Raw genomic sequence first — 26,271 nt, 5'->3', positions numbered from 1 at the left:
AAGAAAGAGCGGGAGAACCCGCTCTTTCTAAGCCATCGTATATGGGATTATTTTTGGTAACCGCCTAATTGTTGCTCAGCTAGTGAAACTAGACGTTTAGTAATTTCGCCACCAACAGATCCGTTAGCGCGAGATGTTGCATCAGCTCCAAGTTGAACACCAAACTCTTGAGCGATTTCGTATTTCATTTGATCTAATGCTGCTTGAGCACCAGATACTGCTAATTTATTTGTGCTTGCCATGTTGTATCACCTCCTTGTGAGTATAGAGTGTGATAAACAACATGACTTCATGCACATTTGAATGTGGTAATTTATGGGTTTAGAAAAGTTCTTCGAATTTTTCTTCTTCAGCCACTACTTCTACTGTTTGTAATACCATTGTTTCTTTGTTCGCTACAGCCTCTTCAATTAACGGCGCGAAATCGTACTTCGCTTCAAAACGATTTGCTTTCTCACGCTTCGGTTTCGTCGATGGACTTGCTGGTGTAAATACTGTACAGCAGTCTTCATATGGACGAATTGAAATATCATACGTTCCAATTTCTTTTGCAATTTTAATAATTTCTAATTTATCCATCGTAATAAGCGGACGAATAACAGGATAGTTTGTCACTTCGTTAATCGTATGCATACTATCTAACGTTTGGCTCGCTACTTGTCCAAGACTTTCACCAGTCGTAATTGCAAGTGCATTACGCTCCTCTGCAATACGCTCTGTAATACGCATCATCATACGACGCATAACTGTCATAGAATAGCTAGATGGAATTTCTTTATTAATCGTTTTTTGCACTTCAGTAAATGGAACAAGGTGAAGTGTTACACGTTTACAGTATTTCGTTAACTCTTGTGCTAAATCGATTACTTTTTGTTTCGCGCGCTCGCTTGTGAAAGGTGGACTATGGAAGTGAACTGCTTCCACAGATACGCCGCGTTTCATCGTTAAGTAAGTTGCTACCGGGCTATCGATACCACCAGAAAGAAGTACCATTACTTTTCCGCCAACGCCAACTGGTAAACCGCCAGCTCCCATGTGCTCACCACACATAATATAGCTGTAACCACTGCGAATTTCTATACGTACATTCACATCTGGATTATGAACATCTACTGTGATATCCTCTGTATTTTCTAAAATGTGCCCACCGATTTCTGGAAGTAACTCCATCGTCTTCATTGGGAAGCGCTTATCAGAGCGGTGCACTGTAATTTTAAATGTTTTCACATCACCTTTTACTTGTAAGAAAGCTGCTAATGCACCTTTTTTAATATCTTCTAATTCTGATGGTACTTTCATTGCTAAGTTAAACTTATGAATACCAAATACATCTTTCAATCTTTCAGAAATTGCTTCATGGTCTTCACCATTTAACTGAATGTACATACGATCATGTGTTGCATCAATTTTAATGTTTGGGAATTTTTTTAATTTGAATTTCACATTATCTTTTAACGTACTTACAAACTTAGAACGGTTCTTTCCTTTTGTCGTCATTTCTCCATAACGAACTAAAATATATTCATATGTCATCATATTTCTTTACCTCATCACTTCATATAATTTTGGCATCGTCTCTTTAACAATACCTTCAAATTGTTTTACTTCTTCCATCGTGTTGTCTGGTGCTAGACTAATGCGAATCGCACTTGTAGCTGCGGCGTGCGGTACTCCCATTGCCACTAGTACTCTGCTCACTTCATTTGCTTTTGAAGAACAAGCAGACTTCGTCGATACATATACACCATGCTCTTCTAAAGCATGAACGACTACTTCTGGTTTTAAACCGACAAATGATACATTTAAAATGTGCGGTGCCGCATATTCAAGTGATGTATTAATCGTTACAGTTTCCATCTCTTTAAAGAAACGGACCAGCTCTGTTTGTAAATTTTGCAAATGAACTATCTTTTCTTTCACTTGTTCCATCGTCATACGAAGTGCTTTCACCATCGCTACAATACCAGGTAAATTTTCTGTACCTGAACGATACTTGAGCTCTTGTTGACCACCTGATAAGATTGGATCTAATCTTACACCATCACGTACGTAAAGAAGACCTGTCCCCTTTACGCTATGAAATTTATGTCCAGATATTGAACAAAGGTCAATATGAGAAGCGTATAAATCAAGTGGTACTTTTCCTATCCCTTGTACATGGTCCACGTGGAATCTTATTTTCGGATAGTTCGTTAATAATGTTCCAATTTCAGTAACGGGCTGAATCGCTCCAGTCTCGTTGTTCACGTGAATAATTGACACAAGAATCGTATCTTCACGAAGTGCTCGTTTTACATCTTCTACCGATACAACACCGTGCTCGTTAACCGGTAAATACGTTACATCAAAACCGAGATCTTCTAATTGTTTATATGCTTCAAACACAGACGCGTGTTCAATATTTGTTGTAATGATATGTTTACCGCGCGAACGATTCCTCATCGCTATCCCTTTAATCGCAAGGTTATTCCCTTCCGTTCCACCTGATGTGAAAATAATTTCAGAAGGTTTAACGTGAAGGAGCTGTGCCGCAATCGTTCTCGATTGTGTTAATAGACGCTCTGCCTCTCCTCCAAGCGAGTGAATAGAAGAAGGATTACCAAAATATTTCCCTGCAACCGTTACGTACGATTGAAGCGCTTCTGGATATGGCTTCGTCGTCGCACTATTATCAAAATAGATCATCGTTCTTCCCCTTTCAGCGCTATCACATCATATAATCATATCACAAATACGTGTAATTACGCTAAGACTACTCAAAGGTTCCGTTTTTATATAAAAGTGTACATTTCCCCCGGCCATTTGCAGGCATACTGAGTGGTGAAGATTAATAATCAGTGGTGGATGAAACCCCATCACTTATGGTTTCACTTTATTTTGAAACGAACAACCTTACTGTATTCCGCTATTCATTATAGCAACATCGACTTCAAAATTACACAAAAAAACAAACCCTTTATTAAAGGGTTTGCTCATTGTCTACATATTCAGCTATTTTTTTAACAACACCAGGTTCAAGTTGCTCTAATATAGAAGCCGCTTGTTCTAAAGCTGCATCGTATTGATATTCACGGAATAATTTCTCCGCATAATTTAAGCTTTCTGCAAGGTTCTCATCATGACTGCGGTATCGGTTACCGTATTGAATTAGTTTTTCAACTAAATAAGCTTGTCCAATTAGTTCTTCTGTCATTTCAGATACACCATTCACAACTGTGTATGCTTCTTCTAAACTGCTATTTACAGTATTCATATTTAACGGCTTTACTTCTAATTGCTCATATACAGCTTGCATCGCCATTTGCCCTTTTTGTAAATCTTCCATAATACTCTCTGGAAGACCTGGTAAATTCGACTTTTGCATAAAACGTTTCGTCTCAAAAATTGTATTTCGCATTTCTTGTAACTTCTCACGTGCTTCAAATTCTTCTTTGCGCATCGTTTGCAGCATTTCTTTATATTCTGCATGAAGTACTTTTAAAGTTTCACATTGCTCATAAACCTCTTCTAGTTCCTCACGAATAATAGAGAATGCAATATCTTGTTCAGCAACGCGTATTTGTAACACTTCAAAACGTTTCATTAAAATATGCATTTGCTTTTCAATTACTTTTTGTGACTCAATATCTTTGTCTTGTAATTGATAACTTTGTTTCACAAGTTGTGTTTCTATTTTCGTTTCAATTGTTTCTGTACGAATTTCTTCTAAATCTTCATAAACAGACAGTGTTTTTTGCTCCACATAATGTTTCGCATGCACTTCTTGTTCAAGTTGATCATAAAAACTGTCTAAACGAGTTTTTAAGTTCTCTACTTTTTCTGCTGCTTCTGTTATATGAAGTTCCTGTATATCCATTAAACATGTGTGTAGTTGTGTCGTCATATCGCGGACTTCTTTAGGGATTTCCAAATACTCTAATACATAGCCTTGTCTTATCATATCATCATGACCTTGTAATAAATCTTCCAGCTGAACTGGTAATGTCGCTTGACACTCTACCAATAAATCCGGAATTTGATGAATAACGATTTCTAAACTTGCTAAACCTTCTTCTAAACTAATAACAATTTCTCTCGCTTTTAAATAATCACCATTATCTGTTGCCTCTTCAAAAGTTTTGAACTTCTCGGATTCAACATCTAACATCTCTTCAATTTTTTGCTCAGCTGCTCCATACATGTGTCGATGAGCAAGAACGCTCTTTTTCATACTACGATATGTATCACGTAACCCTTCAATTTCCGCGCTATTTTTCTCATGGCTTTCTAACAGTTGCTGTAATTCATTTAAAATGTCTGTAATACGATTATCAGCGTCATCTAAACCACTTATGGATTCTTTCATCGCATGCTTTGCTTTGCGGAAGGAGAATTGCGAGGCGAATTTTCGCGCTTGCCCTAAATCTTTTTCAGCTTTCGGAAGAGTTGTTGATACAATTTCATCCCACTCTTCACGCCATTTACCAAACAGCTCTTCTGTTTGACCTGTCATATTTAAATCTTTTACCCGCTTTAGTTCATCTGCCACAGGTTTATCTTTTATCTCTTGTTTCCACTGCTCCAGTGCTTCAATATCTTTATATGAACGATTTCTTATCACAAGCTCTATCATGAGCAGCACTAGAATAGAGCTTACTACAATGATAACGATCGTCAGGATAGAATCCATGCAAAAAAGCCTCCTAGTTATATCTCTTTTTTTGTCCGTTCCGTTTATGAAATGGAAGGCATTATGTATAAAAAGGGAATTCCCCTATATTTAACAACTAACAATGTTCTAATCATACCATGTAATGACGTGTTTTTGACCTAGTTTTTTTTAAAATTTCATGTTTCTTTACTTGTGATTGTAATATTTCTTAATATTCCACTTATTCCATTATCCGTCCTCAAATGAATGCAATAAAGGTAAGGCTTTTACGGGCAGTTAATGCAGGATAACGAGCTCTCTTTCATATGAGAGACGAAATAAATCTTTCGCATTAGTGGTGGTTCTACAGAAATCGTACGTACGTTACCTTGCATTACGGCTTACTGTAAAGCGGTTTCCGGAAGCAATGTTATACCAAGTCCAGCTCCTACCATCGCAATCATCGGTTCTGCATAAGATGTTTCAACCGCAATTATTGGTTTCGCGCCCATACATTGAAACACATTCATAATCATTTTCCTTACATCACATATTTCTGGGTATACAATTAGCTGTTCATTTTGCAACTCTTCCATTTTGATTACCCTTTTCGCCCTATACGGATGATCATTCGAAACAGCACAAACGATTTTTTCTTCCCGCATTTCTTTTATATACGTAGCGCCTTCTACTACTGAATCGATGAACATCGCTTCAATTTTTCGCTCTTTAAATAACTCCATTAATACTTTCGTATGCTCAATTTCCCATTCTATTTCATAATATATCCTCTAATAAGTCTTTACACTTTGATATGTAATGAGCCGCTAAACTCGGTAATATACCTACACAAATATAATTTCTGTACCGTCACTACATACAGTTATGAGCGTTCGTTTTGAACTCCTTTATATGTCGATTGTTGCGGGGGGTATCGCTGTATTTTGCTGGAACACGGGAAATCGATATATTTCGTCTATTAACGGCATATTATTTATGAATTTAGTTCCTGTACTTGCACTTATCGGTTCTATGTTTCAAGGTTATACTGTCGATAACATAGAAATTGCCGGCGCCTCATTAACAATTATTGCGCTAGTATGCAACAATTTATGGCAAAGAAAACAACATATAAAAATCCCCACCTCAGTTCGTTAGGTGGGGATTTTTCACATATGAATAGCTCTTGGCAGTTCATAATACATACTCGCTTTATATAATGTTCGTTCCATCCATTGCTCAATTTCCTTCGTATACATTTCTAAGAAAAACGTCTCAGATGGAAACGAGTGTAGCACCTCTGATATATATTGTGGATATAAAAACGGCATATTCATCATGCCCTTTAATTGCGTCATAAACATTGTAAAAGATACCTTCTTAAATTCTTGCTTCATTTGTCCTTGTTTAATGATTTGTTCTATATAATATCTTTCTCTCGAAAAATAAACGGTCATCACTTCACGAATTAATGTCGTATCAAGCGAAAGCTCTCTATAAAAAAAACGTGTCAGTTCTCTATTATCAAATTGATATCGTAAAATCCCTCGCACCATTTGCACCATCACATCTTTAGCCGATAAATATTCTCTTTGTTCAAATGACGTTTCAATTACGTGAATATATCCTTCTAAAAAATCCGTAATAAGCTGTTCTAATAACCCTTGCTTTCCAGCAAAATAATATGAAATATTCGCTACATTCACATCCGCTCGCTTTGCAATGTCTCGCACCGATGTCCCGTCATAACCTTTCGTATTAAACAACGATATTGCCGCATCAATTACCTTTTGTTTCGTCTGCTTCATGCGCTCACTTCCTCTCAATGAACAGCTATAGTTTAAATTTCTTGACTTTTAAGACAAATTCCTTTAATTTTCTATCGACAAAGTCATGTGAAATACATCGTATTTTGCTACCATTTTACATATCTCGATAAAAAGGGAGTTGTTTCCATGTTTACAAAAGAAAGTTATGCAGGATCTCGTGAAAAGCAATACGAGACAGTAATTAAACAACTGGATGCATTATTAACTGGCGAACCGAACGTAGTCGCAAACTTATCAAATGCGTCCGCACTATTAAATCAATTTTTAGATCGCGTTAATTGGGTTGGCTTTTATGTAACAGAAGGAAATCAGCTTGTTCTTGGACCATTCCAAGGAATGCCAGCTTGCGTGCGTATTCCGTTCGGACGCGGTGTTTGCGGCGTTGCAGCTGAAACAAAAACAACGCAACTTGTAGCGGACGTGCACCAATTCCCAGGACATATCGCTTGCGATAGTGCCTCTAATTCTGAAATCGTTGTACCGATTATGAAAGAAGGAAATATCATTGGTGTGCTTGATATTGATAGTCCTGAAAAAAATCGTTTTGATGAAGTAGATCAGCACTATTTAGAAAAGTTTGTGGAAACACTCCTAAAACATATTTAATAAAGAAAAGAGTGAGCTATCGATTACGTACGTAACGTACGAAACCGATAGCTCACTCTTTTTTATCCCGCATTAACGGGCAGTAAATTCGGCGAATACAAGGAAGTTAAGTGGGAGATAACTGCCCGTAAAAGCCCGATTGGTGAGGGCTAATAATCAGCTAGGGATGGACAAAACCCCCACTGATTAAAGTTTCACTTTATTGATTACTAACAGTAGATATCTTCTTTAGTGCCTGTTCTAAATCAGAAACGATATCTTCCCATGATTCTAAGCCGACAGATAGGCGTATTAAATTATCAAAAATACCCATTTCTTTTCTTAGTTCAGCCGGAATAGCTGCATGCGTCATCGTCGCTGGATGCTGAATTAACGTTTCTGTATCACCTAAACTTACGGCAATTGTAATAAAATGGAGGTCATTGATAAACGACTGTGTTTCCTCTTTTCCACCTTTAATTGAAAAAGAAATAACGCCCCCACCTCGTTTCATTTGCCGAGATGCTAATTCTCCCTCCGGATACCAAACACCTTCTACTGCTTCATGATTTTTCAAAAACGATACAATTTTTTCCGCATTATCACAATGACGATCCATTCTTACTGCTAATGTTTTTAATCCGCGTAACAATAACCACGCGTCAAACGGCGCCATAATACCGCCGATATCTTTTCGCATCGGACGGATTTTGTCAGCTAACGTTTTCGTTCTACAAATTGTTACACCCGCTACAACATCCCCGTGACCACCAATATATTTTGTCGCACTGTGAACGACGGCGTCACAACCAAGTTCAAGAGGTCTTTGTAAATAAGGTGAACAAAACGTATTATCAACAATAACAAGCAAATCATTGCGCTTCGCTACCCCAATCACCTTTTCTAAATCAATTAATTTCATCGTTGGATTTATCGGTGTTTCAACGAAAATGAGCTTTGTATTTGGACGAATTTTATTTTCAATATCAGTCTCTGTCTCCATATCACAAAACGAATGAGTAATCATAAATTTCTCTTCTAATACTTCTAAAAAACCGTACGTACATCCATATAATCCATTTGAACAAATAATATGATCTCCAGCCTTTAGAAAACCGATTAACGTTGCTGAAATGGCTGCCATACCTGAACCGAACGCCAGCGCTTCCTCTCCACCTTCTAAAACAGCCATACGTTCTTCAAATAATTTCACAGTTGGATTCCCAAGCCTTGAATAAATATAAGATGGATCTTCTCCCGCAAAACTCGCTTCTCCTTGCTGTGCTGTCTCAAACGTAAATGTAGAAGTTTGAAATAAAGGTGGTGTTAAACTTCCTTTATGTTCCTCTGATGTATAACCGTGATGAATTAACGCTGTCTCCATATGCTTCTTTTTCATAAAAACATCCCCCTTATGTCTTTATTGCCACATATCCACCAGTAAAAAACTGATGAACGTTTTTACTACATTTTATGTAAGCGTTTTATTTGTGTTTCTATCTTTTCTTTTATATTGTTTTAAATTCCTTCTTGTTAATTTCGAAAATTTATCTGCATAAAACAAAAAGGGAGTCTCTTGACGAAACTGTAAGTAAAAGATATAATAGCGTTTGTGTAAAATAAAAAGGCAGCCTTGTAATGTGAGTTTATCGTTTGTATTTTGTTCCTCTGCGGAGGTGTATCTCGTAACTCCCTGCTGCTGGAGCGAAGGTACATGAAAACAAAATACCCGTAAATATCGATTACGTCTGTTTTTATTTTACGAAAATAAAAACATTTTTAAAGGAGGAGTCAACTATGGCTCGTTATACAGGTCCAGCATGGAAACTGTCTCGTCGTCTTGGAATCTCTCTAAGCGGCACAGGAAAAGAATTAGAAAAACGCCCTTACGCACCAGGTCCTCACGGTCCTAACCAACGTAAGAAACTTTCAGAATACGGTTTACAATTACAAGAGAAACAAAAACTTCGTCACATGTACGGCATGACTGAGCGTCAATTCCGTCGCACATTTGACCAAGCAGGTAAAATGCCTGGTAAGCACGGCGAAAACTTCATGATCCTTCTTGAAGCTCGTCTTGACAACCTAGTTTACCGCATGGGCTTAGCTCGCACTCGTCGTGCAGCTCGCCAATTAGTAAACCACGGTCACATCACGGTTGATGGCGCTCGCGTAGATATCCCATCTTACCGCGTTAAACCTAACCAAACTATCAGCGTTCGCGAAAAATCTAACAGCCTTGTTGTTGTTAAAGAAGCGATCGAAGTTAACAACTTCGTACCAGAATACTTAACTTTCGATGCTGATAAGTTAGAAGCTACTTACACTCGTCACGCTGAGCGTTCTGAGTTAGCAGCTGAAATCAACGAAGCATTAATCGTAGAGTTCTACTCTCGTTAATCTCGGTACTCTGCAAAGAGTATTATTAAAAGCCTTAGGAACCTTGTTTATCAAGGGGCCTGGGCTTTTTTTATTTATATAAATGTCGTATGTATAGTAAGATACTTCAAGGAAGTTTTTTCATGAGTTATGGATAATCGTCCTTACTTCTCTTTTATTCATTCCAACGATTGGATTCTCTTTAATACTGGCTCCGTTTATTGTGCAAAATTTTATAATCCATCTTCATTACATGCTGTTATACTTATTCCCTTAAACATATAATCATTTCGTTTTCAGACTACTCCTTTTTTCATTACTTCCAAATTATATCTCAATAGAAAAAGCTACCAAAGAAACTAAAACGTTCTCTCTGGTAGCTTTTATTTATATATTAAAATTATTTATTTTCCTCTTTTTGAACATATACATAAGCATCTTTCTGCTCTTTATGTACATCAACCTTCGTGCTCTCTGCAAGCTGACCAGCGTTTAGCAAAGAAAAAATAATGAGCGCTTCTAGTGACATTTTGTTTTACCACTCCTTTCTATTTGTTATACATTTATCATACCGCTTACATGTGATTTCCGTATGAACTCGAAAAGGAGATTACAACAAAAAAGTTACAGGATTGCTAACTATATTTTATCTACAGAATAGTTTATTAAGGCAAATTATCACGTTATAATAACCATAAAATGGGGGTGTTTTTTTTGACAATAAATCAAATGGTTCAATTGGGTAGTGCCTGTATGCTTTTTATTACTTCAGCACTTATGAGTTGGTATCAAGGGAGTAATTTAATAGATAATCCTGATGAATGGAAATATAGCGCTAAGTTTACGAATTATTTTAAAGGGTACGTTTCACATTATGACGATATTTATCAAATCGATTTCTTTATATATGCGGCAAAATTTTATCCCGGGGCATTTGTCGTTATGCTAATTAGCTTACTTTACATGCTCGTATTAATTCTTCATATTCTATTTAAAAGAAATCATGAGGCAATTTAAATGCATACATAAAAACCCCGAACGATAGACTTTTCAGCCTACCATTCGGGGTACTATTTGTTTTAAATTCGTTTCTGATTAGTAACGAATTAAGAAATATTTCTTCTTACCGCGGCGAACGATTGTAAATTTACCTTCGATGCGGTCGTTTTCTGTTACAACGTAGTCTAACGCTTGTGTACGCTCACCGTTTACGTAGATTGCACCGTTCGTTACATCTTCACGTGCTTGACGTTTAGATGGTGAAATTTTGCTTTCTACAAGTAAGTCGATTAATACTGTATCTTCTGCAGTACGTTCTACAGATGGTACGTCTTTGAATCCTTGCTCGATTTCGCTTGCAGTAAGTTCTGCTACAGAGCCACTGAATAATGCAGCTGAAATTTTAATTGCTTGCTCTAACGCTTCTTCGCCATGAACAAGTTTTGTCATTTCAGATCCTAATGATTTTTGTGCTGCACGTTTTTCTGGTGCTTCAGTTACTTGCTTTTCAAGCTCAAGAATTTCTTCATGAGATAAGAATGTGAAGTATTTTAAGTATTTAACAACGTCGCGGTCATCTGTGTTAATCCAGAATTGGTAGAACTCGTAAGGAGTTGTTTTCTCTGGGTCTAACCAAATTGCGCCGCCTTCTGTTTTACCAAACTTCGTACCGTCAGATTTTGTAACTAGTGGAATTGTTAAACCGAACGCTTTCGCATCTTCTTCTGATTTACGGATTAATTCAAGACCAGCTGTAATGTTACCCCATTGGTCACTACCACCGATTTGTAGACGGCAATTATGGTTTTGGTATAAGTTTAAGAAGTCGTATGATTGTAAAATCATATAACTAAACTCAGTGAATGAAATACCAGTATCTAAACGAGATGCTACTGTATCTTTTGCTAACATATAGTTTAAACCGAAGTTTTTACCGATATCGCGTAAGAATGAAATTACATCTAAGTTACCAAGCCAATCATAGTTGTTAGCCATTGTTGCTGGGTTGTCCACGTTTTCAAACTCTAAGAAGTTTGAAAGTTGGTTTTTAATGCTTTCTGTGTAGTAAGCAACTGTATCTTTCGTATTTAATGTACGCTCTGCTTTTTTACCACTTGGGTCACCGATCATGCCAGTACCACCGCCAACAAGTGCAATTGGTTGGTGACCAGCTAATTGGAAACGACGTAACATTAATACTGGTAACATATGACCGATGTGTAAGCTATCCGCTGTCGGGTCGAAACCACAGTATAATTTAACGCTTTCTTTTTCTAATAATTGCTCAAGTCCCTCAGCATCTGTTTGCTGATTAATTAAACCGCGAAATTCAAGATCTTGTAAAATACCCATATCCTACATACTCTCCTTTAAGTTCATTACTGGCGTGAAGGTTGAAAACATAAAAAAATCGCCCCTTAAATAAGGGACGATTTTGATTATCGCGTTACCACCCTAGTTGCAGGCAAAAAAAGCCTACCACCTTATTTACATAACGGCTTAGCACCGTCTTTTCCCTTTTGAATACACTTCAATCGAAAAAAGATGCTCTAGGGGCGTAATTCGCGATCATCTATGTGCTGATTTCCACCGACCATCAGCTCTCTAAAACAGGGAAATGATCACTACTTCTCCCTTTCCACGCTCAATTATTCATATACTTTTCTTTATACCATCATTTATATAGGCGTGTCAAATAGAGGTATGAGTTCTTTCCCTACCAATCCTTTATAAAGTCGCAAGGAATATCGTAATAAGAGAAATAACTGGAACACCAACTAATAACGACACATGAAACACAACCGATAAATCATTCCCAATCGTCGCTTCCACAGGATCTTTCGCTGGAGAAGCAAGAAATCCAAGAAATCGCTCGAAGCGGCTTACCGTTTTTGGAAAATCCGGTATTTCTACATGATCGCTATCTAAATGCTGCTTTAATTTATATTCATTCTTAAAGGGATTTTCGTTCAATTTCATCCACCTCCAGCAATTGTTTCAATTTCTTTATCCCGTTATGAAGTCTCGACTTCACTGTTCCAACAGGAATATCCAGTACCTCTGCAATTTCTTTTTGCTGCATATCATGATAATAAGAGAGAATCAGGACCGCTCGCTGTTCTTCAGGAACTTTCAAAATTGCTTCTCTTACCGTAAGCCGGTCTTCGTGGGAAAACTCCTTTTCCTGAATCGGCACTAAAAATGGTAAAAGAGAACGCCATTTCTTTCTTCTATTTAATTTATTAATCATAAGACGATAACCGATTTGAAATAAATACGTTTTTATTTTGCCTTTTCGGGTTTCATACATATGTTTCTTTCGTTCTAACGTCAAAAACGTATCTTGCACGAGATCGATACTTAATTGTTCATCTCGGTTAAATCGATACAAGAATGTATATAGCGCTGGTTTAATTAAAACGTATAGTTTTTCCCCAGCCTGCTTATCTCCACTTTGATAAGCAAGCATGAGCTCCTCCTCAATCCCAATCTGCGCCATGTTTTTTTATCTCCTTTATTCCTTTTAACGTTAATGAAATACGGGAAATTAAATATACACTTGCTACAATAATCCATGTTTGTGATTGAAGTATAAAAAATTGAACATATGGATTTAGTATTGTATGACCACTTAATACTAAAATATTTAATGCTTGCACACATATACATGCATACACTGCCAGGCAAGCTGAAATCGTATCAAATACATTCCAGCGAAAGTACACTTTTGTTTTTGTAAAATCAATTTTATATCCTTTTTTCCGTACTATATATTTTCTATCAAATGGAATAAGGATTGAAAACATAACAATCATCATAACTCCAGCTGTAATCATTGAAACTTTAAATCCGATTGGTATCGGCAAAAACAGTCCACAGGAAAACACAACTATAGTTCCAATTAAGGCAAAAGTAAGAAGTAATTTATTAGACATATAAAAGCCTCCCTCATCTATTCTTTCATAAATGTATACAGACGAGGAAGGCGCTTCGTTCAAATATTATTTTATTTTTTTAATAATCTTTGCAGGATTTCCGCCAACTACTACATTTTCCGGCACATCTTTCGTTACAACAGCGCCAGATGCGATGACCGCATTGTCTCCAATTGTTAAACCTGGATTAATAATCGCTCTTCCGCCAATCCATACGTTATCACCAATTGTAACTGGTTTTCCGTATTCTGATTCACTTATGCGTTCTACTGGATCAAGCGGGTGTGTTGCTGTATAAATGTGAACACCTGGAGCTAACATACAGTTCACTCCGATTGTCACCGGGCATACGTCTAAAATTGTACAGTCAAAGTTTGCGTAAAAATTTTCGCCAACGTGAATGTTATAGCCGTAATCACATCTAAAAGAAGATTCAAGATGAATATTATCTCCAGTCGTTCCGAATAGTTCTTTTACGATTTCGCTACGCTCTTTTAATTTCACTTCTGGCGTATCATTGAATTTTCTCGTTAATATACGAGCTTGCTTCCTGTCTTGAACTAAAACGGGATCAGCCGGTATGTACATTTCCCGATACGATAAACTTAACTAAATCTATACAATTCAATCAAATTTATACAAGTTAGTGCTTCAAAGTGTTCTCGCAACCCCGAAGGGACGAGGGGTATAACACTCCACACGAGGCAGTATCGTTACCTCCTATTATCAAGCAATTATTTTACCCATCTTGATAAATTTATCGAAGCATTTAAATCCCTATCGTGATGGCTATTGCACCCAACACAGTTCCATTCACGAACCTTTAAACTCCACTGTCCTTCTGGTTGAACTGAATGGTCGTATTTCACTCCGCAACATGAGCAAATCTTGCTTGAGGCGAACCATTTATCAGCTTTTACATACTCAATGCCATACTTTTCGCACTTGTATGATAAACATTGAAAGAAGAAGTTTAATTTTTGAAATGAAAATGCTTTCGATAGTTTTTTGTTTTTTAACAGGTTTGAGATAGGTAAGTCTTCCACAACGATCCTCATTGGTTTGGTTTTCACCAATTTAGCTGTTGCTTGATGGATATGGTTATTTCGGATATTCGTAATTTCCCTAGATAACCGCAGGTGCTCAGTTTTAGCTTTTTCATATCCAGCAGACTGAATTTTTACACCTTTTTTAAATCGCCTAGACATATCTCTTTGTGCTGACTTTTTCCTTTTCAAAAGTTTTTTAACCTTGGCATCTTTGTTTATATTTCGTTCTTTCGTACCATTAGAAGCTACAAACAGCTCTTTTAAACCAACATCCACACCAATCGACTCATTGGTTAGTTCTTGTGATTCAAAGTCTTCTTGGAATCCTACACTAATCCACCAGTGACGACCATCAAAGGTAACTCTTGGATTGGATGTTTTTTTGTTTCTTGGTAGTTGTTGGCTTGTTTTCACTTCTCCGATAGACTGAATATGAACTACTTTCTTTCCTATAATCAGTCTTTCATAATTGGCATAAAATCCTTGGATTAAATCTTTTTTGGATTTATAAGAAGTGTGATAACCATTTTTGTACTTTTTGAACGAATTTTTCCTCGCCTTATCAAAATCTTTTGAAGCCTGTTTGGGAACTTGTGCGTTGATGTCATTTAACCACTCATATCTCTTTCGCTTCTTGATCTTTGTAAATCGCTTCTGTAAAGCTAACTGTGAAACAGATTTTCCAAATAGCTTATAGTATCTATCACTCATTCTTTTACAATAGTTATAAGCGAATCTTGCAGCACCAGCATGGTTTCTAAGCACTTTTTCTTGTTCAGGCGTTGGAATCAGTCTGACTTTCTTCGCTAATATCATCAGAATTAAACTCCTTTACTGTGCGATTATTCGGGCACTCACCTTTCAGATAATGAAAGATTGGTTCTTCTGAATAGTAGCGTGTTCCACCAGCATTCTCCTGAGACTACTCGGATGCAAACCTGTTAATTCTGATACTTGACTAACTCGTGAAAATTTCATTATTATTCTCACCTCATTGAACCTAACATAGCACGTATGTTCGATATTTTCAATAAAGTTTGATAGATTCAATAAAATTTATCTTGTTCAACTAAGGGCGCAATTCCTTAGCCAGTTCTCTTATGAACTTCTCATGTTTTCACATGAGCGCAGACTATATGTTTATCTCTTTAGAGATAGAGGATTTTTCCATCACCATAGGCTTGTGATGTACTCTCGTCAGTTATACGAGATAGTCGTTGAACGTTCATCTTATCCATTTTGACTTAGATGATTCGAGGCGGAAGACCCATTGTTCTAGTGTTTAGGATTTAACCTTGCACGATCTGATTGATTTTTTCTGCTTTCGCGACATTCACGCTCGCTATTTCTAGCCACGTTGTAGTTCAATCAGCTTTAGGGATTGCCCGCAGTTAACCCTCACTACTAGCCAATCACTTGACTAGCAGGGCTTACTGATATATTTAATTAACTTTGGTTATAATTGGTTAAATAAATCGTAACAGTTAGTTACCCTTGTATCATCTTTTCTTTTTCTGTTCTCATTTCCTTCTCCCCTTCCAACACGTATATATAAGTTCATCATAACATAAAAAAGAAAGGTCTGAACGTTGTTTCGTTCAGACCTTTCTCTCTTAATCTTCCATCGTTGATAAGTCACCTGTTGGTAAGTTTAATTCCCACGCTTTTAATACGCGGCGCATAATTTTACCACTTCTCGTTTTCGGTAATTTATCTCTAAATTCAATTTGTCTTGGCGCTGCATGAGCTGCTAGGCCTTTTTTCACAAATTGACGAATCTCTTCTTTTAATTCATCAGACGGTTCGTATCCCACGCGAAGCGCGATAAATGCTTTAATGATTTCCCCGCGTACTGGATCAGGAATACCAATTACACCAGCTTCTGCTACAGCAGCGTGCTCGATTAGTTTACTTTCTACTTCAAACGGACCAACGCGCTCACCTGACGTCATTATTACATCATCAATACGTCCTTGGAACCAGAAGTATCCATCTTCGTCCATATAGGCAGAGTCTCCTGATACGTACCAATCTCCTGGCATGAAGTAAGAATCATATTTTTGTGGGTTATTCCAGATTCCACGCATCATAGCTGGCCAACCTTTACCAATCGCTAAATTCCCCATTGTGTATGGAGGCACTTCATTTCCTTCATTATCAACAATCGCTGCTTTCACACCTGGAATTGGTTTACCCATTGAACCTGGACGGATTTCCATACAAGGATAGTTACAAATAACTTGTCCACCTGTTTCTGTCATCCACCACGTATCATGAATACGAAGTCCAAATGCGCTCATACCCCAGCGAATTACTTCTGGATTTAATGGCTCACCAACACTTAATACGTGACGCACTTGTGATAAATCATATTTTTTAATTGTGTCTTGTCCAGCTCCCATTAACATACGGAACGCTGTTGGTGCGCTATACCAAACTGTTACACCGTAATCTTGTAACGCTTCATACCACGCTTCTGGACTAAAGCGTCCACCTAAAATAACATTTGATGCTCCCACTAACCACGGTGCAAAAATACCGTAAGCTGTTCCAGTTACCCAGCCTGGGTCAGCTGTACACCAATATACATCATCTTCTTTTAAATCTAATACCCATTTCGCTGTTTGATAGTGCTGAACCATTGCGTTTTGAGCATGAAGGACGCCTTTTGGCTTACCAGTAGAACCAGATGTGTAATGTAGAATTAAACCGTCTTCACGGCCTAACCACTCGATATGTAATTCTTTTGAAGCTTGTTCAAATAAAGGATTGAACGCTACAGTTTTACCGCCTTCTTCTGCATTGTCTCCAACAAGGAAGACTGTTTTTAAAGCAGGTAAATCATTTAATGGTATGCGCTCTAACAATTCAGGAGTTGTAATTAACACCTTAGCTTCGCTATCTTCTAAACGATCGCGAACTGCGCCTTCCATAAATGCTTCAAATAATGGTCCAACAATTGCCCCTAATTTCACTGCACCTAAAAGTGCGAAATATAATTCTGGGGAACGCGGCATAAAAATAAAAACGCGATCGCCTTTCTCAACATCGCCATAGTTTTTCAGGACATTTCCTGCTTTATTAGAAAAATCCTTCATTTCCTTAAACGTATATTTCTCTTTTCGCGATCCATCTTGATAATAAAGTGCTACTTTATTCTTTCGATCGGATTTCGCATGCTTATCAATTGCCTCATACGCCATATTTACTCGGCCAGTTTCATTCCAAGTAAAATTTTCATTAACCTCTTCCCAGTTAAAATTCGCGTATGCTTCTTCATAATTCGGCAAATTATTTTCTCCTTTAATGACAGGAAGCGTTTCCACTTTCATACTTTACATCCCCCTCCTATGTATTCTATTATCTATTATAATAACATTATTTAAAATTTTCAGTATTTTTGTTGATTTTTAGACAAATTTTTAATGACAAAATTCGATTCACATCGCATATATTATAAAGTACGATATTAATAGATTCACAAACCCTCAAGGTGGTGAGCAATAAATTGATTCATAAAAAAATATATAATGCCAGAAACTTAAAAACAGCGAAAGGCACTTTAATTATTGAAGGTCCTGTCTCTACACATAACTTAGAAATGTATGAATTTCATCCAGACTTAATTGCGTTTCGTCCTGCCGAGCAGCAATATAAAGCAATTGTCGAAATTTCTAAATTACCAGAAGCTCGTCTCATTATTGCTAGACATGACCAAACGATCGTTGGATATGTTACATACTTATATCCTGATCCGCTCGAGCGATGGTCAGAAGGAAAGATTGAAAACTTAATTGAACTCGGGGCGATTGAAGTTGTCCCAGCCTTTCGCGGTTGCTCTGTCGGAAAAAACTTATTAGAAGTTTCAATGATGGACGATCATATGGAAGATTACATTATATTAACGACTGAATATTATTGGCACTGGGATTTAAAACAAACAGGCTTAAATGTTTGGGAATACCGAAAAGTAATGGAAAAAATGATGAATGCCGGTGGTTTACAATGGATGGCTACAGACGATCCTGAAATTTGTTCACACCCCGCTAACTGTTTAATGGTTCGCATCGGTAAGCGCGTCGATACGGATTCCATTCAAGCATTCGATCGTCTACGTTTTCACAATCGTTTTATGTATTAATAAAGGGGGCAACTGGAATGATTGTAGAAGAAATTATGAATCAAAATGTAGTAACATTGCATCCAGATGACACAATCGAAACAGCAATCCGAACGATACGTACGAAAGGTATTCGGCACATTCCAATTGTCGATCAAAATAATCACGTAGTAGGCATTATTTCTGACCGGGATGTAAGAGATGCAAGTCCATCAATTCTTGATGAACAAGTTTCACTCGATATGCTACAGCAACCGCTCGAACTTATTATGAAACACCCTGTCATGACTTGCCATCCTCTCGATTTCGTTGAGGAAATTGCTACTTTATTTTTCGAAAATAAAATAGGCTGTCTTCCTGTTACGAAAGCTGGAAAACTCATAGGTATCATTTCCGAATCTACAGTACTGCACACGTTAGTAAAATTAACAGGTGCACATCAACCAAGTTCACAAATTGAAATTCAAGTAAAAAATGAACCTGGTATTCTTGGAAAAGTCGTTGCTATTTTTAGTGATTTACAAATTAATATTGTGAGCGTTCTCGTCTATCCAGCAAAAGATGAGAATGATAAAGTACTCGTTTTTCGCATTCAAACGATGAATCCTCTAAAAGTGATTGATGCACTTGAAGCAGAGGGTTACCGCGTATTATGGCCAAACATAATGGGGATGCAAGCATGAGCAGCGCCTTCATTTATTCGGATGACTTTCGGGGCTATTCTTTTAGCCCTGATCATCCTTTTAACCAACTACGCGTCACACTTACCTATGACTTATTACAAAAGAGCGGTTTTATCTCTCCCTCTCAAGTCATCGCGCCACGGATGGCTACAGATGAAGAGATTGCCTACGTTCATACAGAGGAGTACATAAATGCGGTAAAACGTGCTGGAGAAGGTAAGTTAGAAAAATCAATTGCGATGACATACGGACTCGGAACAGAAGATACACCGATGTTTCCCAATATGCATGAAGCAAGTGCATTACTCGTTGGCGGAACATTAACAGCTGTCGATGCTGTTCTTTCCGGAAAAGTAAAGCACGCCCTCAATTTAGGCGGCGGCTTACATCATGGCTTCCGTGGTAAAGCATCAGGCTTTTGTATTTATAACGATAGCTCTATCGCAATGAAATATATTCAGAAGAAATACGGTTTACGCGTTTTATATATTGATACAGATGCTCATCACGGTGACGGGGTACAATGGTCTTTTTACGACGATCCTAACGTATGCACCATTTCATTACACGAAACTGGGCGTTATTTATTTCCTGGAACTGGCGCAGTAAATGAACGTGGACAAGGAAATGGATATAATTATTCTTTTAACGTTCCACTCGACGCTTTTACAGAAGACGCATCGTTTTTAGATTCATATCGAACAGTTGTAAAAGAAGTGGCAGCATACTTTAAACCGGATATTATTTTAACGCAAAATGGTGCTGATGCACATTATTACGATCCACTTACACACCTTTGCGCAACGATGAACATTTACCGTGAAATACCGAAGCTCGCTCGCGAAATCGCTAATGAATATTGCGATGGTCGCTGGATCGCTGTCGGCGGCGGTGGCTATGACCACTGGCGCGTCGTCCCAAGAGCTTGGGCACTTATTTGGCTCGAAATGAACAACATCCAAAACATCTCAGGTTATCTCCCTCCAGAATGGATTGACGCTTGGAAAGGACAAGCAAAAACCGACCTTCCTCTCACATGGGAAGATCCAGACAACATGTATAAACCTATCCCCCGTAAACCAGAAATTGAAGAAAAGAATGCATTAACTGTAGCGAAATCCCTTGAAATTATTCGGAATAATATGACAAAATCTTTATATTAAACAGAGAGGAGGCTCGCTTTTTGAACAGCCTTCTTTCTTTTATAGTTTGTTTGCTACTATTGTTGTGTTTTGTCGTTAAATCGATATCCCGTGTCGAATCGATGATATATTTTTATTTATTAATGAACTAACCCCAACTCTAATGAGAAAAGGTAGTGACACTATGTGGAAACAACAAATAATCAACACGAAACGCGGCACATTCGAACTCTTTACAAAAGGAAATGGCGAACCGCTTTGCATTACACATCACTATTCACAATTTAATGAAACTGGTGATTACTTTGCGGATGTTTTCACTGCTACGCATCGTGTATTTCTTATTAATTTACGAGACGCTGGTAACTCCGCAAAAGCCAATTCAGAAAAAGAATTAAGTATGATTGAAACAATTCACGACTTAGAAGCAATACGAGAAGCTTTACAACTTCCAATATGGCATTTCGCCGGTCATTCAACAGGTGGTATGCTTGGACTTTTATATGCGATTACATATTCAAATTCCTTACAATCATTAGTCGTCGTTGGAGCCGCAGCAAGTAACTATACCGAAACACCATTTTGTATTTATCATCCAAAACATCCACAGTTTCATTATATGCAAGAACTCATCGAAAACTTGAAAAGCCCTCATCTTACAAATGCAGAACGAAAAGAATTATCTACTAAGAGAACCCAATTATCATTGTTTGAACCTGAAAACTACAACTCTTATTTTTGTAAACCAATCCAAAAAACAATGTCCGCTAGCCGGATGAACTCTTTCACCAATGAATATCCGTCATTTGATTTAAGAGAAAATTTACCCTCCATCCAAACAAAGACCCTTATTATATGCGGAAGACATGATTTACAGTGCCCAATTCAGTATTCTATCGAGATGCATAAGGGTATACGTAATTCTATCTTCATTCCATTTGAGGAGAGTAACCATTACCCTTTTTTAGAAGAAGCTGCTCAGTTTACTTCTACTACTCAAATATTTTATAAATCGTTACACTAGTACCGCTATTATTAAGGAAAGCTCACAGTCTCTATAAGACTATGAGCTTTTTTCAAAAGAAATATTTCACACTAAAAACAAATAAAAGAACACAAGAAATAATAACTAAACCCACATCAAGTAATACTGCATTTTTATCTCCTTCTTTTATACTCATCATAAAATTAGAAATTATTTTAATTCCAAAAAAGACCATCATAAATAATCCACCGAAATGATCATTTGTAGAATCTTCATCATAAAACATTTGTATTGCACCGATAATTAATAAAATAAGTACGATATTAGTTCCAATCTTTACAGCCTTGTTTAATTTATTATCCTTTAATTCAGCCCCCAAAATCTAGCACTCCCTCTCAAACTATCGTGCGTGTTGGCACAGATCTTTTATTCCCTTTTAAATTTTAACATAAATTACCTTATATATCCTTTTCCTTACAGTCATAGGCATTCCGACAATAATGATGCTCCCTTCATTACAACATACTCGCGCTCATAACTTTGCAGAAATAGAAAAGATTTTGTTAGAAGGACGTAAGTAAGAAGCTAATTTTTGCCTTCCTCCCCCACCCTATGCTACATTTAACCCGTTACATCAATATTAATAGGGTGGGAATAAACATGAACAAACCTAAAATTGGGATGATTGGACTTGGAAGTATCGCACAAAAAGCCTATCTTCCAACACTTACAAAAGAAACAGATTGGAATTTTGTAGGGGCGTTTACACCTAACGCGGAGAAAAGGAAACAAGTTTGCCAGCAATACCGCATTCAAGACTTTCATTCTATTGAAACGTTAGCTTCGGAATGCGATGCAATCTTCGTTCATAGTTCAACTGCTACACATTATGAAATCGTTTCTGAACTTCTGAAAAAAGGAATCGATGTTTATGTTGATAAGCCGCTAGCAGCTACAGTAGAACAAGCTGAGAAACTAGTCGAGTTGAGCGAGAAGTATAACCGAAAGTTGATGGTCGGATTTAATCGCCGATTCGTTCCTATGTACGTTGCTGCCAAAGATCAAGCTAATGATATTTCATGGATTCGAATTGAAAAGCACCGCACAAATAAAGTGGGGCCATATACGTATGACTTTACTATGTTAGATGATTACCTACATATTGTAGATACTGCTCGCTGGTTAGCTAACGATGACCTTAACATCGTTCATAATATGATGCAAATCAATGAAAAGAACGAACTTCTTTACGGACATCATACATATACAACTCCAAGTGGACTGTTACTTTCTACCGCGATGCATCGCCATGCAGGTACAAACTTAGAACAAATTGAACTTGTAACGACAGGGAAAATTATTCGCGTAAAAAATATGAATACATTTGAAATTGAACAAGAAAACTCCGTTTCGCAAAGCGGTTCACCATCATGGGATACGACGTTAAAACAGCGCGGTTTTGAAGATGCTGTTCATCATTTTATCGAATGTGTTCACGGAGATACAAAACCTGTTGTAGATGGATTAGAAGGATTAAAAACGCAGCAACTGTTGCAATCTCTACTGGAGAATGCAACTAAAAATTAAAACGGATACATTTTTCAGAATTTACTTTCATTCCCATTTCCTCTTTATTTCTCTCACAAATTTCTATAGAATATGTTGATAGGAATTATAAATTTCATATTGAATCGTGGAAAGGATGGGATTAACACATGTGGAACGAGTTTAAAAAATTCGCATTCAAAGGGAATGTAATCGATTTAGCTGTCGGGGTTGTAATCGGTGCTGCATTCGGTAAAATCGTTAGTTCTTTAGTAAAAGATATCATCACACCATTACTTGGTATGGTACTGGGCGGCGTTAACTTTACAGATTTAAAACTTACATTCGGTAAATCATCTATTATGTATGGTAACTTCATCCAAACTATTTTTGATTTCTTAATTATTGCAGCTGCTATCTTTATGTTTGTTAAAGTTTTCAACAAACTAACATCTAAAAGAGAAGAAGAAGAAAAGAAAGAAGAACTTCCAGAACCAACAAAAGAAGAAGAAATTCTTGGCGAAATTCGCGACTTACTAAAACAACAAAACTCTTCTAAAGATAGAGCATAATTGAACGGATAAAAAGGCATGCCCCCTCGGGACATGCCTTTTTTTATATGCTATAACGTTTCCGAATTCATATGAATAAATAAAATAATACCAGCAACCATAAGTACCATAATACTACCTGCAAATAGTGTAATACCCATGAACATTAAACTTGTGCTCATGTCCACTGATACACTTTCAATAAAAATAGAAATTACATACGTGATAAGGGCGATTCCTGCAAGAATACTTCCTGGAACAAATCGCTTTAAGCCATTTTGTTTTAACGTCATATATGCAAAAATAGCAGTCATGCAAAGCGTAATTATCCAAAGAACGATCATCTCTTCTCCCCCCTCACAAGCCTTTTCTTTCTATTATACATGACATTGCCCTATAATAGTTAAATTTGCACTTGTGTGACATATAACAAGGAATCTCCCCCACTGTAGCGAATGTCTTATGAAGAATCCCAAATACATTATCATTATCAAAGTAACGTATTTACAATACCCGCTTCACTTATCGCGAGTATTGTTTATAAAGTAAAACATTCAGCATAAGGAGACTGATCTCATGTGTATGCTGTAAAATTATTATTTGAATCTGTCCATTCAAGTGAGCCTAATCCTAGTAAAATTGATGAACATTATGAAGAGAATCACGATACACTTTTTGAAGAAAGTATCATTCTCGTTAAGGCGAACAGTTTAGAGGAAGCTCATGAGCTAGGTGAAAAGATAGCTCTACAGTCTGAAGATACGTACGATAATATGTACGGTGAGCAAGTAACATGGACGTTTAGAAAAGTGTTGCATGTTTTCGAATTAGATGACACACCATTTGAGACAGGAAAAGAATTATATGCACGCTTTTTACATGTTAAGAAAACTGAAAGTGTAGATACAGTAGTTAAACATCATTATCCTGAATATGAATAAAAGCTCACAGCTATCGCTGTGAGCTCTCTTATTCTTACTTCGTTGAATCTCTAAATTGGATACGGTGAGGTAAGATAACTGAGTGATCTTCTACTTTTTCTTTGTTCATATATTTCGTTAGTAGACGCATTGCTACTGCACCGATATCATACATTGGTTGTACAACTGTTGAAAGTTGCGGACGAACCATTAATGCAAGACGTGTGTTGTCAAAACCAAGCACTTCGATATCAGTTGGTACGTTTAATCCCGCGTCTTGTGCTGCGTGGATTACACCTAGTGCCATTTCATCAGAAGATACGAAGATTGCTGTTGGTTTTTCATCCATGCCCCAAAGTCTTTCAAACGCTTCTATACCTGAATCATATGTGTAATCTCCATCAATTATAAGATTTTCATCATATGAAATACCTGCTTCTTCTAAAGCTTTTTTATAACCTTGTAACTTCTTCGCGCTTCCTGCTTTATTAATGAAAGGACCAGAGACGAAACCGATACGTTTATGTCCTTGCTCAATGAAATGCTTCATTGCATCGTAAGCTGCTTGTGTATAATCAATATTTACTGATGAAGTTTCATTTTGTTCATCAAATGACGCTGCTAATACAATTGGTACTGGAGATTTTTTGAACTCTTCAACGTGAATATCTGTAATATCTTCACCCATGAAAACAATCCCGTCCACTTGTTTCCCAAGCATCGTATTTAATAAGTGGAACTCTTTCTCTTTGTTCTGGTCAGAGTTACTTAAAATGATGTTATATTTGTACATTGTTGCGATATCTTCAATTCCACGAGCAAGTTCTGCATAAAACGTATTTGAGATATCAGGAATAATAACACCCACTGTAGTTGTCTTCTTACTTGCTAGTCCACGTGCTACCGCATTCGGGCGGTATCCTAAACGATCAATTGCTTCTAATACTTTCTTTCTTGTTGTAGGCTTTACATTTGGGTTACCATTCACAACGCGTGATACGGTAGCCATTGAAACATTTGCTTCACGCGCTACATCATAGATTGTTACGTTCATCTCTTCGCACACTCCTTCTATTTATGTTATCTATTTTTATGTATCGGTTCACTTGAATGAAAAAAAGACATCAACTCTATTTGCAGATGCCAACAATCGTCCCGAGTTCTTCCTTTTACTAATGATACGCTAAAAACACAGGGTCATACAATATTTTCCCGCAAAAGTTTCGAAAAAATTCGCTTCTTTTCTCGTATTTTCGTATTTTTTATGCAAAAAAGGTCAATTTTTGTAAAAAAGCTATGTAACAAGGGCTACATAGACTAAGAAATCTTTTTATAATTTACTTCCGAATGCTTTTAATTCTTTCATAAACTCATTGAATTCTGGAATGTCCATTTGCTGCGCTGCATCTGATAATGCAACTGCTGGGTCTGGATATACTTCAGCCATAATAGCAAAAGCACCAATTGCCATAGCCGCTTTTGCAAACGGTAAGAGAAGGTCACGTCGCCCTGTAGAATGCGTTACATCGACAACAACAGGTAAATGTGTTTCTTTCTTTTAAATTGGCACAGCGGAAATATCAAGCGTATTACGCGTTGCTGTTTCATATGTGCGAATACCACGCTCACATAAAATGATATTACCATTCCCCTCTGCCATACTATATTCTGCTGCATTAATAAATTCTTCAATTGTTGCTGATAAACCACCCTTTAATAATATTGGTTTATTTACAGCACCAGCTGCCTTTAACAGTTCAAAGTTTTGCATATTGCGAGCGCCAATTTGAATAACATCAACATAATCTGACACTTTAAAGAAGGCACTGAAAGAGTCTATTTCATAAGAAAAAAGAGGGCATTCCCTACTATGTACAGGTAATGACCTCCTTTCTTCTTTCAACATCTTTAGGAAATT

General features: G+C 37.1%; 27 protein-coding genes, 4 pseudogenes and 1 other annotated feature. Of the genes and pseudogenes, 12 read left to right on the top strand and 19 right to left on the bottom strand.

The window, feature by feature from the left end:
- Nucleotides 1–47: 47 nt before the first annotated feature.
- The 5 genes and pseudogenes from JFT89_RS25035 to JFT89_RS25015 form a co-directional block, all read right to left on the bottom strand.
- Nucleotides 48–242: an alpha/beta-type small acid-soluble spore protein gene (locus JFT89_RS25035; RefSeq protein WP_000168891.1), complete on the bottom strand. Its 195-nt coding sequence runs from the start codon at nt 240–242 to the stop codon at nt 48–50.
- Nucleotides 243–321: 79 nt separating this feature from the next.
- A complete protein-coding gene (gene thiI / locus JFT89_RS25030) occupies nt 322–1,536 on the bottom strand; it encodes a tRNA uracil 4-sulfurtransferase ThiI (RefSeq protein ID WP_002067574.1) in 1,215 nt (404 codons plus the stop codon).
- 6 nt (nt 1,537–1,542) lie between these two features.
- The gene (locus JFT89_RS25025) at nt 1,543–2,685 is read right to left on the bottom strand and encodes a cysteine desulfurase family protein (protein ID WP_002067571.1); all 1,143 of its coding nucleotides are present in this window, start codon (nt 2,683–2,685) and stop codon (nt 1,543–1,545) included.
- Between the two features lie 274 nt (nt 2,686–2,959).
- The gene (ezrA, locus tag JFT89_RS25020) at nt 2,960–4,669 is read right to left on the bottom strand and encodes a septation ring formation regulator EzrA (RefSeq protein ID WP_016095999.1); all 1,710 of its coding nucleotides are present in this window, start codon (nt 4,667–4,669) and stop codon (nt 2,960–2,962) included.
- A gap of 248 nt (nt 4,670–4,917) precedes the next feature.
- Nucleotides 4,918–5,485: pseudogene (locus JFT89_RS25015) on the bottom strand (LysR family transcriptional regulator substrate-binding protein); the annotation flags it as partial.
- Here JFT89_RS25015 and JFT89_RS25010 point away from each other — a divergent pair.
- A pseudogene (locus JFT89_RS25010) lies at nt 5,474–5,788 on the top strand (EamA family transporter); the annotation flags it as partial. The pseudogenes JFT89_RS25015 and JFT89_RS25010 overlap by 12 nt on opposite strands.
- Nucleotides 5,789–5,799: 11 nt before the next feature.
- Here JFT89_RS25010 and refZ read toward each other — a convergent pair.
- Entirely contained in the window at nt 5,800–6,438 is a 639-nt protein-coding gene (gene refZ, locus JFT89_RS25005) for a forespore capture DNA-binding protein RefZ (RefSeq protein ID WP_002145375.1), read from the bottom strand.
- A gap of 147 nt (nt 6,439–6,585) precedes the next feature.
- Here refZ and JFT89_RS25000 point away from each other — a divergent pair, with 147 nt between their 5' ends.
- The gene (locus JFT89_RS25000) at nt 6,586–7,065 is read left to right on the top strand and encodes a GAF domain-containing protein (protein WP_002067564.1); all 480 of its coding nucleotides are present in this window, start codon (nt 6,586–6,588) and stop codon (nt 7,063–7,065) included.
- A gap of 199 nt (nt 7,066–7,264) precedes the next feature.
- Here JFT89_RS25000 and megL read toward each other — a convergent pair whose 3' ends face one another.
- A complete protein-coding gene (gene megL / locus JFT89_RS24995) occupies nt 7,265–8,443 on the bottom strand; it encodes a methionine gamma-lyase (protein WP_016095997.1) in 1,179 nt (392 codons plus the stop codon).
- A 398-nt stretch (nt 8,444–8,841) separates the two neighbouring features.
- Between megL and rpsD the strand changes: the two genes are divergently transcribed.
- The gene (gene rpsD, locus JFT89_RS24990) at nt 8,842–9,444 is read left to right on the top strand and encodes a 30S ribosomal protein S4 (RefSeq protein WP_002015568.1); all 603 of its coding nucleotides are present in this window, start codon (nt 8,842–8,844) and stop codon (nt 9,442–9,444) included.
- A 379-nt stretch (nt 9,445–9,823) separates the two neighbouring features.
- Here the strand turns inward: rpsD and JFT89_RS24985 are convergent, their stop codons facing one another.
- Entirely contained in the window at nt 9,824–9,952 is a 129-nt protein-coding gene (locus JFT89_RS24985; RefSeq protein WP_002015573.1) for a hypothetical protein, read from the bottom strand.
- A gap of 185 nt (nt 9,953–10,137) precedes the next feature.
- Between JFT89_RS24985 and JFT89_RS24980 the strand changes: the two genes are divergently transcribed.
- Nucleotides 10,138–10,440, top strand: coding sequence for a YjdJ family protein (locus JFT89_RS24980; protein WP_002138637.1), 303 nt, complete (start codon nt 10,138–10,140; stop codon nt 10,438–10,440).
- Nucleotides 10,441–10,518: 78 nt separating this feature from the next.
- On the opposite strand, the gene tyrS is transcribed toward JFT89_RS24980, so the two are convergent.
- The 7 genes from tyrS to acsA all read right to left on the bottom strand — a co-directional run bounded on the left by tyrS (nt 10,519) and on the right by acsA (nt 17,739).
- Nucleotides 10,519–11,775, bottom strand: a complete 1,257-nt coding sequence (gene tyrS, locus JFT89_RS24975; RefSeq protein WP_016095996.1) for a tyrosine--tRNA ligase — start codon at nt 11,773–11,775, stop codon at nt 10,519–10,521.
- A 69-nt stretch (nt 11,776–11,844) separates the two neighbouring features.
- Nucleotides 11,845–12,073 (bottom strand) — a binding site (T-box leader).
- A gap of 77 nt (nt 12,074–12,150) precedes the next feature.
- Nucleotides 12,151–12,396, bottom strand: coding sequence for a hypothetical protein (locus JFT89_RS24970; RefSeq protein ID WP_002129419.1), 246 nt, complete (start codon nt 12,394–12,396; stop codon nt 12,151–12,153).
- The gene (locus JFT89_RS24965; RefSeq protein ID WP_016095995.1) at nt 12,377–12,922 is read right to left on the bottom strand and encodes an RNA polymerase sigma factor; all 546 of its coding nucleotides are present in this window, start codon (nt 12,920–12,922) and stop codon (nt 12,377–12,379) included. The genes JFT89_RS24970 and JFT89_RS24965 overlap by 20 nt, the downstream gene beginning before the upstream one ends.
- The gene (locus tag JFT89_RS24960) at nt 12,903–13,358 is read right to left on the bottom strand and encodes a hypothetical protein (RefSeq protein ID WP_002145368.1); all 456 of its coding nucleotides are present in this window, start codon (nt 13,356–13,358) and stop codon (nt 12,903–12,905) included. The genes JFT89_RS24965 and JFT89_RS24960 overlap by 20 nt, the downstream gene beginning before the upstream one ends.
- Before the next feature lie 66 nt (nt 13,359–13,424).
- Complete coding sequence (locus JFT89_RS24955; protein ID WP_201040866.1) at nt 13,425–13,946, bottom strand: sugar O-acetyltransferase; 522 nt, start codon at nt 13,944–13,946, stop codon at nt 13,425–13,427.
- 146 nt (nt 13,947–14,092) lie between these two features.
- Nucleotides 14,093–15,223: an RNA-guided endonuclease InsQ/TnpB family protein gene (locus JFT89_RS24950; RefSeq protein ID WP_016095994.1), complete on the bottom strand. Its 1,131-nt coding sequence runs from the start codon at nt 15,221–15,223 to the stop codon at nt 14,093–14,095.
- A gap of 797 nt (nt 15,224–16,020) precedes the next feature.
- On the bottom strand, nt 16,021–17,739 hold the full coding sequence (acsA, locus tag JFT89_RS24945) for an acetate--CoA ligase (RefSeq protein WP_201040864.1): 1,719 nt from the start codon (nt 17,737–17,739) through the stop codon (nt 16,021–16,023).
- 176 nt (nt 17,740–17,915) lie between these two features.
- On the opposite strand from acsA, the gene acuA reads away from it, so the two are divergent.
- The 4 genes from acuA to JFT89_RS24925 all read left to right on the top strand — a co-directional run bounded on the left by acuA (nt 17,916) and on the right by JFT89_RS24925 (nt 21,376).
- Nucleotides 17,916–18,548: an acetoin utilization protein acetyltransferase AcuA gene (gene acuA, locus JFT89_RS24940; RefSeq protein WP_002112293.1), complete on the top strand. Its 633-nt coding sequence runs from the start codon at nt 17,916–17,918 to the stop codon at nt 18,546–18,548.
- A 17-nt stretch (nt 18,549–18,565) separates the two neighbouring features.
- Complete coding sequence (locus tag JFT89_RS24935) at nt 18,566–19,210, top strand: acetoin utilization AcuB family protein (protein ID WP_016095993.1); 645 nt, start codon at nt 18,566–18,568, stop codon at nt 19,208–19,210.
- Entirely contained in the window at nt 19,207–20,373 is a 1,167-nt protein-coding gene (gene acuC, locus JFT89_RS24930; protein WP_080116915.1) for an acetoin utilization protein AcuC, read from the top strand. Before JFT89_RS24935 ends, acuC begins: the two co-directional genes overlap by 4 nt.
- 142 nt (nt 20,374–20,515) lie before the next feature.
- Nucleotides 20,516–21,376, top strand: coding sequence for an alpha/beta fold hydrolase (locus JFT89_RS24925; RefSeq protein ID WP_201040862.1), 861 nt, complete (start codon nt 20,516–20,518; stop codon nt 21,374–21,376).
- A gap of 52 nt (nt 21,377–21,428) precedes the next feature.
- Here JFT89_RS24925 and JFT89_RS24920 read toward each other — a convergent pair whose 3' ends face one another.
- Nucleotides 21,429–21,716, bottom strand: coding sequence for a hypothetical protein (locus tag JFT89_RS24920; RefSeq protein ID WP_201040860.1), 288 nt, complete (start codon nt 21,714–21,716; stop codon nt 21,429–21,431).
- A 281-nt stretch (nt 21,717–21,997) separates the two neighbouring features.
- On the opposite strand from JFT89_RS24920, the gene JFT89_RS24915 reads away from it, so the two are divergent.
- Entirely contained in the window at nt 21,998–22,924 is a 927-nt protein-coding gene (locus tag JFT89_RS24915; protein ID WP_016095989.1) for a Gfo/Idh/MocA family protein, read from the top strand.
- 128 nt (nt 22,925–23,052) lie between these two features.
- On the top strand, nt 23,053–23,454 hold the full coding sequence (gene mscL, locus JFT89_RS24910; RefSeq protein ID WP_002015591.1) for a large-conductance mechanosensitive channel protein MscL: 402 nt from the start codon (nt 23,053–23,055) through the stop codon (nt 23,452–23,454).
- Between the two features lie 50 nt (nt 23,455–23,504).
- Here mscL and JFT89_RS24905 read toward each other — a convergent pair whose 3' ends face one another.
- Nucleotides 23,505–23,777 (bottom strand): DUF3917 domain-containing protein, encoded by a 273-nt coding sequence (locus tag JFT89_RS24905; protein WP_000636592.1) that lies wholly within the window; start codon nt 23,775–23,777, stop codon nt 23,505–23,507.
- A 111-nt stretch (nt 23,778–23,888) separates the two neighbouring features.
- Between JFT89_RS24905 and JFT89_RS24900 the strand changes: the two are divergent.
- Together JFT89_RS24900 and JFT89_RS24895 are read left to right on the top strand one after the other, a co-directional pair.
- A pseudogene (locus tag JFT89_RS24900) lies at nt 23,889–23,996 on the top strand (DUF3949 domain-containing protein); the annotation flags it as partial.
- Between the two features lie 15 nt (nt 23,997–24,011).
- Nucleotides 24,012–24,374: a DUF4288 domain-containing protein gene (locus JFT89_RS24895; protein WP_002067607.1), complete on the top strand. Its 363-nt coding sequence runs from the start codon at nt 24,012–24,014 to the stop codon at nt 24,372–24,374.
- Between the two features lie 34 nt (nt 24,375–24,408).
- Here JFT89_RS24895 and ccpA read toward each other — a convergent pair whose 3' ends face one another.
- Nucleotides 24,409–25,407, bottom strand: a complete 999-nt coding sequence (gene ccpA, locus JFT89_RS24890) for a catabolite control protein A (RefSeq protein ID WP_002034370.1) — start codon at nt 25,405–25,407, stop codon at nt 24,409–24,411.
- 276 nt (nt 25,408–25,683) lie between these two features.
- A pseudogene (locus JFT89_RS30410) lies at nt 25,684–26,265 on the bottom strand (bifunctional 3-deoxy-7-phosphoheptulonate synthase/chorismate mutase); the annotation flags it as partial.
- Nucleotides 26,266–26,271 lie beyond the last annotated feature (6 nt).

The organism is Bacillus sp. TH25, from assembly GCF_016650935.1.
Taxonomy (GTDB): domain Bacteria; phylum Bacillota; class Bacilli; order Bacillales; family Bacillaceae_G; genus Bacillus_A; species Bacillus_A mycoides.
This window is presented reverse-complemented; position numbering and strand designations above follow the sequence as displayed.

Bases quoted from the DNA above. Each gene is read 5' to 3' on its own strand.
- JFT89_RS25035 (WP_000168891.1), bottom strand. From the start codon at position 242: ATGGCAAGCACAAATAAATTAGCAGTATCTGGTGCTCAAGCAGCATTA.
- thiI (WP_002067574.1), bottom strand. From the start codon at position 1,536: ATGATGACATATGAATATATTTTAGTTCGTTATGGAGAAATGACGACA.
- JFT89_RS25025 (WP_002067571.1), bottom strand. From the start codon at position 2,685: ATGATCTATTTTGATAATAGTGCGACGACGAAGCCATATCCAGAAGCG.
- ezrA (WP_016095999.1), bottom strand. From the start codon at position 4,669: ATGGATTCTATCCTGACGATCGTTATCATTGTAGTAAGCTCTATTCTA.
- refZ (WP_002145375.1), bottom strand. From the start codon at position 6,438: ATGAAGCAGACGAAACAAAAGGTAATTGATGCGGCAATATCGTTGTTT.
- JFT89_RS25000 (WP_002067564.1), top strand. From the start codon at position 6,586: ATGTTTACAAAAGAAAGTTATGCAGGATCTCGTGAAAAGCAATACGAG.
- megL (WP_016095997.1), bottom strand. From the start codon at position 8,443: ATGAAAAAGAAGCATATGGAGACAGCGTTAATTCATCACGGTTATACA.
- rpsD (WP_002015568.1), top strand. From the start codon at position 8,842: ATGGCTCGTTATACAGGTCCAGCATGGAAACTGTCTCGTCGTCTTGGA.
- JFT89_RS24985 (WP_002015573.1), bottom strand. From the start codon at position 9,952: ATGTCACTAGAAGCGCTCATTATTTTTTCTTTGCTAAACGCTGGTCAG.
- tyrS (WP_016095996.1), bottom strand. From the start codon at position 11,775: ATGGGTATTTTACAAGATCTTGAATTTCGCGGTTTAATTAATCAGCAA.
- JFT89_RS24965 (WP_016095995.1), bottom strand. From the start codon at position 12,922: ATGGCGCAGATTGGGATTGAGGAGGAGCTCATGCTTGCTTATCAAAGT.
- JFT89_RS24960 (WP_002145368.1), bottom strand. From the start codon at position 13,358: ATGTCTAATAAATTACTTCTTACTTTTGCCTTAATTGGAACTATAGTT.
- JFT89_RS24955 (WP_201040866.1), bottom strand. From the start codon at position 13,946: ATGTACATACCGGCTGATCCCGTTTTAGTTCAAGACAGGAAGCAAGCT.
- JFT89_RS24950 (WP_016095994.1), bottom strand. From the start codon at position 15,223: ATGATATTAGCGAAGAAAGTCAGACTGATTCCAACGCCTGAACAAGAA.
- acsA (WP_201040864.1), bottom strand. From the start codon at position 17,739: ATGAAAGTGGAAACGCTTCCTGTCATTAAAGGAGAAAATAATTTGCCG.
- JFT89_RS24935 (WP_016095993.1), top strand. From the start codon at position 18,566: ATGATTGTAGAAGAAATTATGAATCAAAATGTAGTAACATTGCATCCA.
- acuC (WP_080116915.1), top strand. From the start codon at position 19,207: ATGAGCAGCGCCTTCATTTATTCGGATGACTTTCGGGGCTATTCTTTT.
- JFT89_RS24925 (WP_201040862.1), top strand. From the start codon at position 20,516: ATGAGAAAAGGTAGTGACACTATGTGGAAACAACAAATAATCAACACG.
- JFT89_RS24915 (WP_016095989.1), top strand. From the start codon at position 21,998: ATGAACAAACCTAAAATTGGGATGATTGGACTTGGAAGTATCGCACAA.
- mscL (WP_002015591.1), top strand. From the start codon at position 23,053: ATGTGGAACGAGTTTAAAAAATTCGCATTCAAAGGGAATGTAATCGAT.
- JFT89_RS24905 (WP_000636592.1), bottom strand. From the start codon at position 23,777: ATGATCGTTCTTTGGATAATTACGCTTTGCATGACTGCTATTTTTGCA.
- ccpA (WP_002034370.1), bottom strand. From the start codon at position 25,407: ATGAACGTAACAATCTATGATGTAGCGCGTGAAGCAAATGTTTCAATG.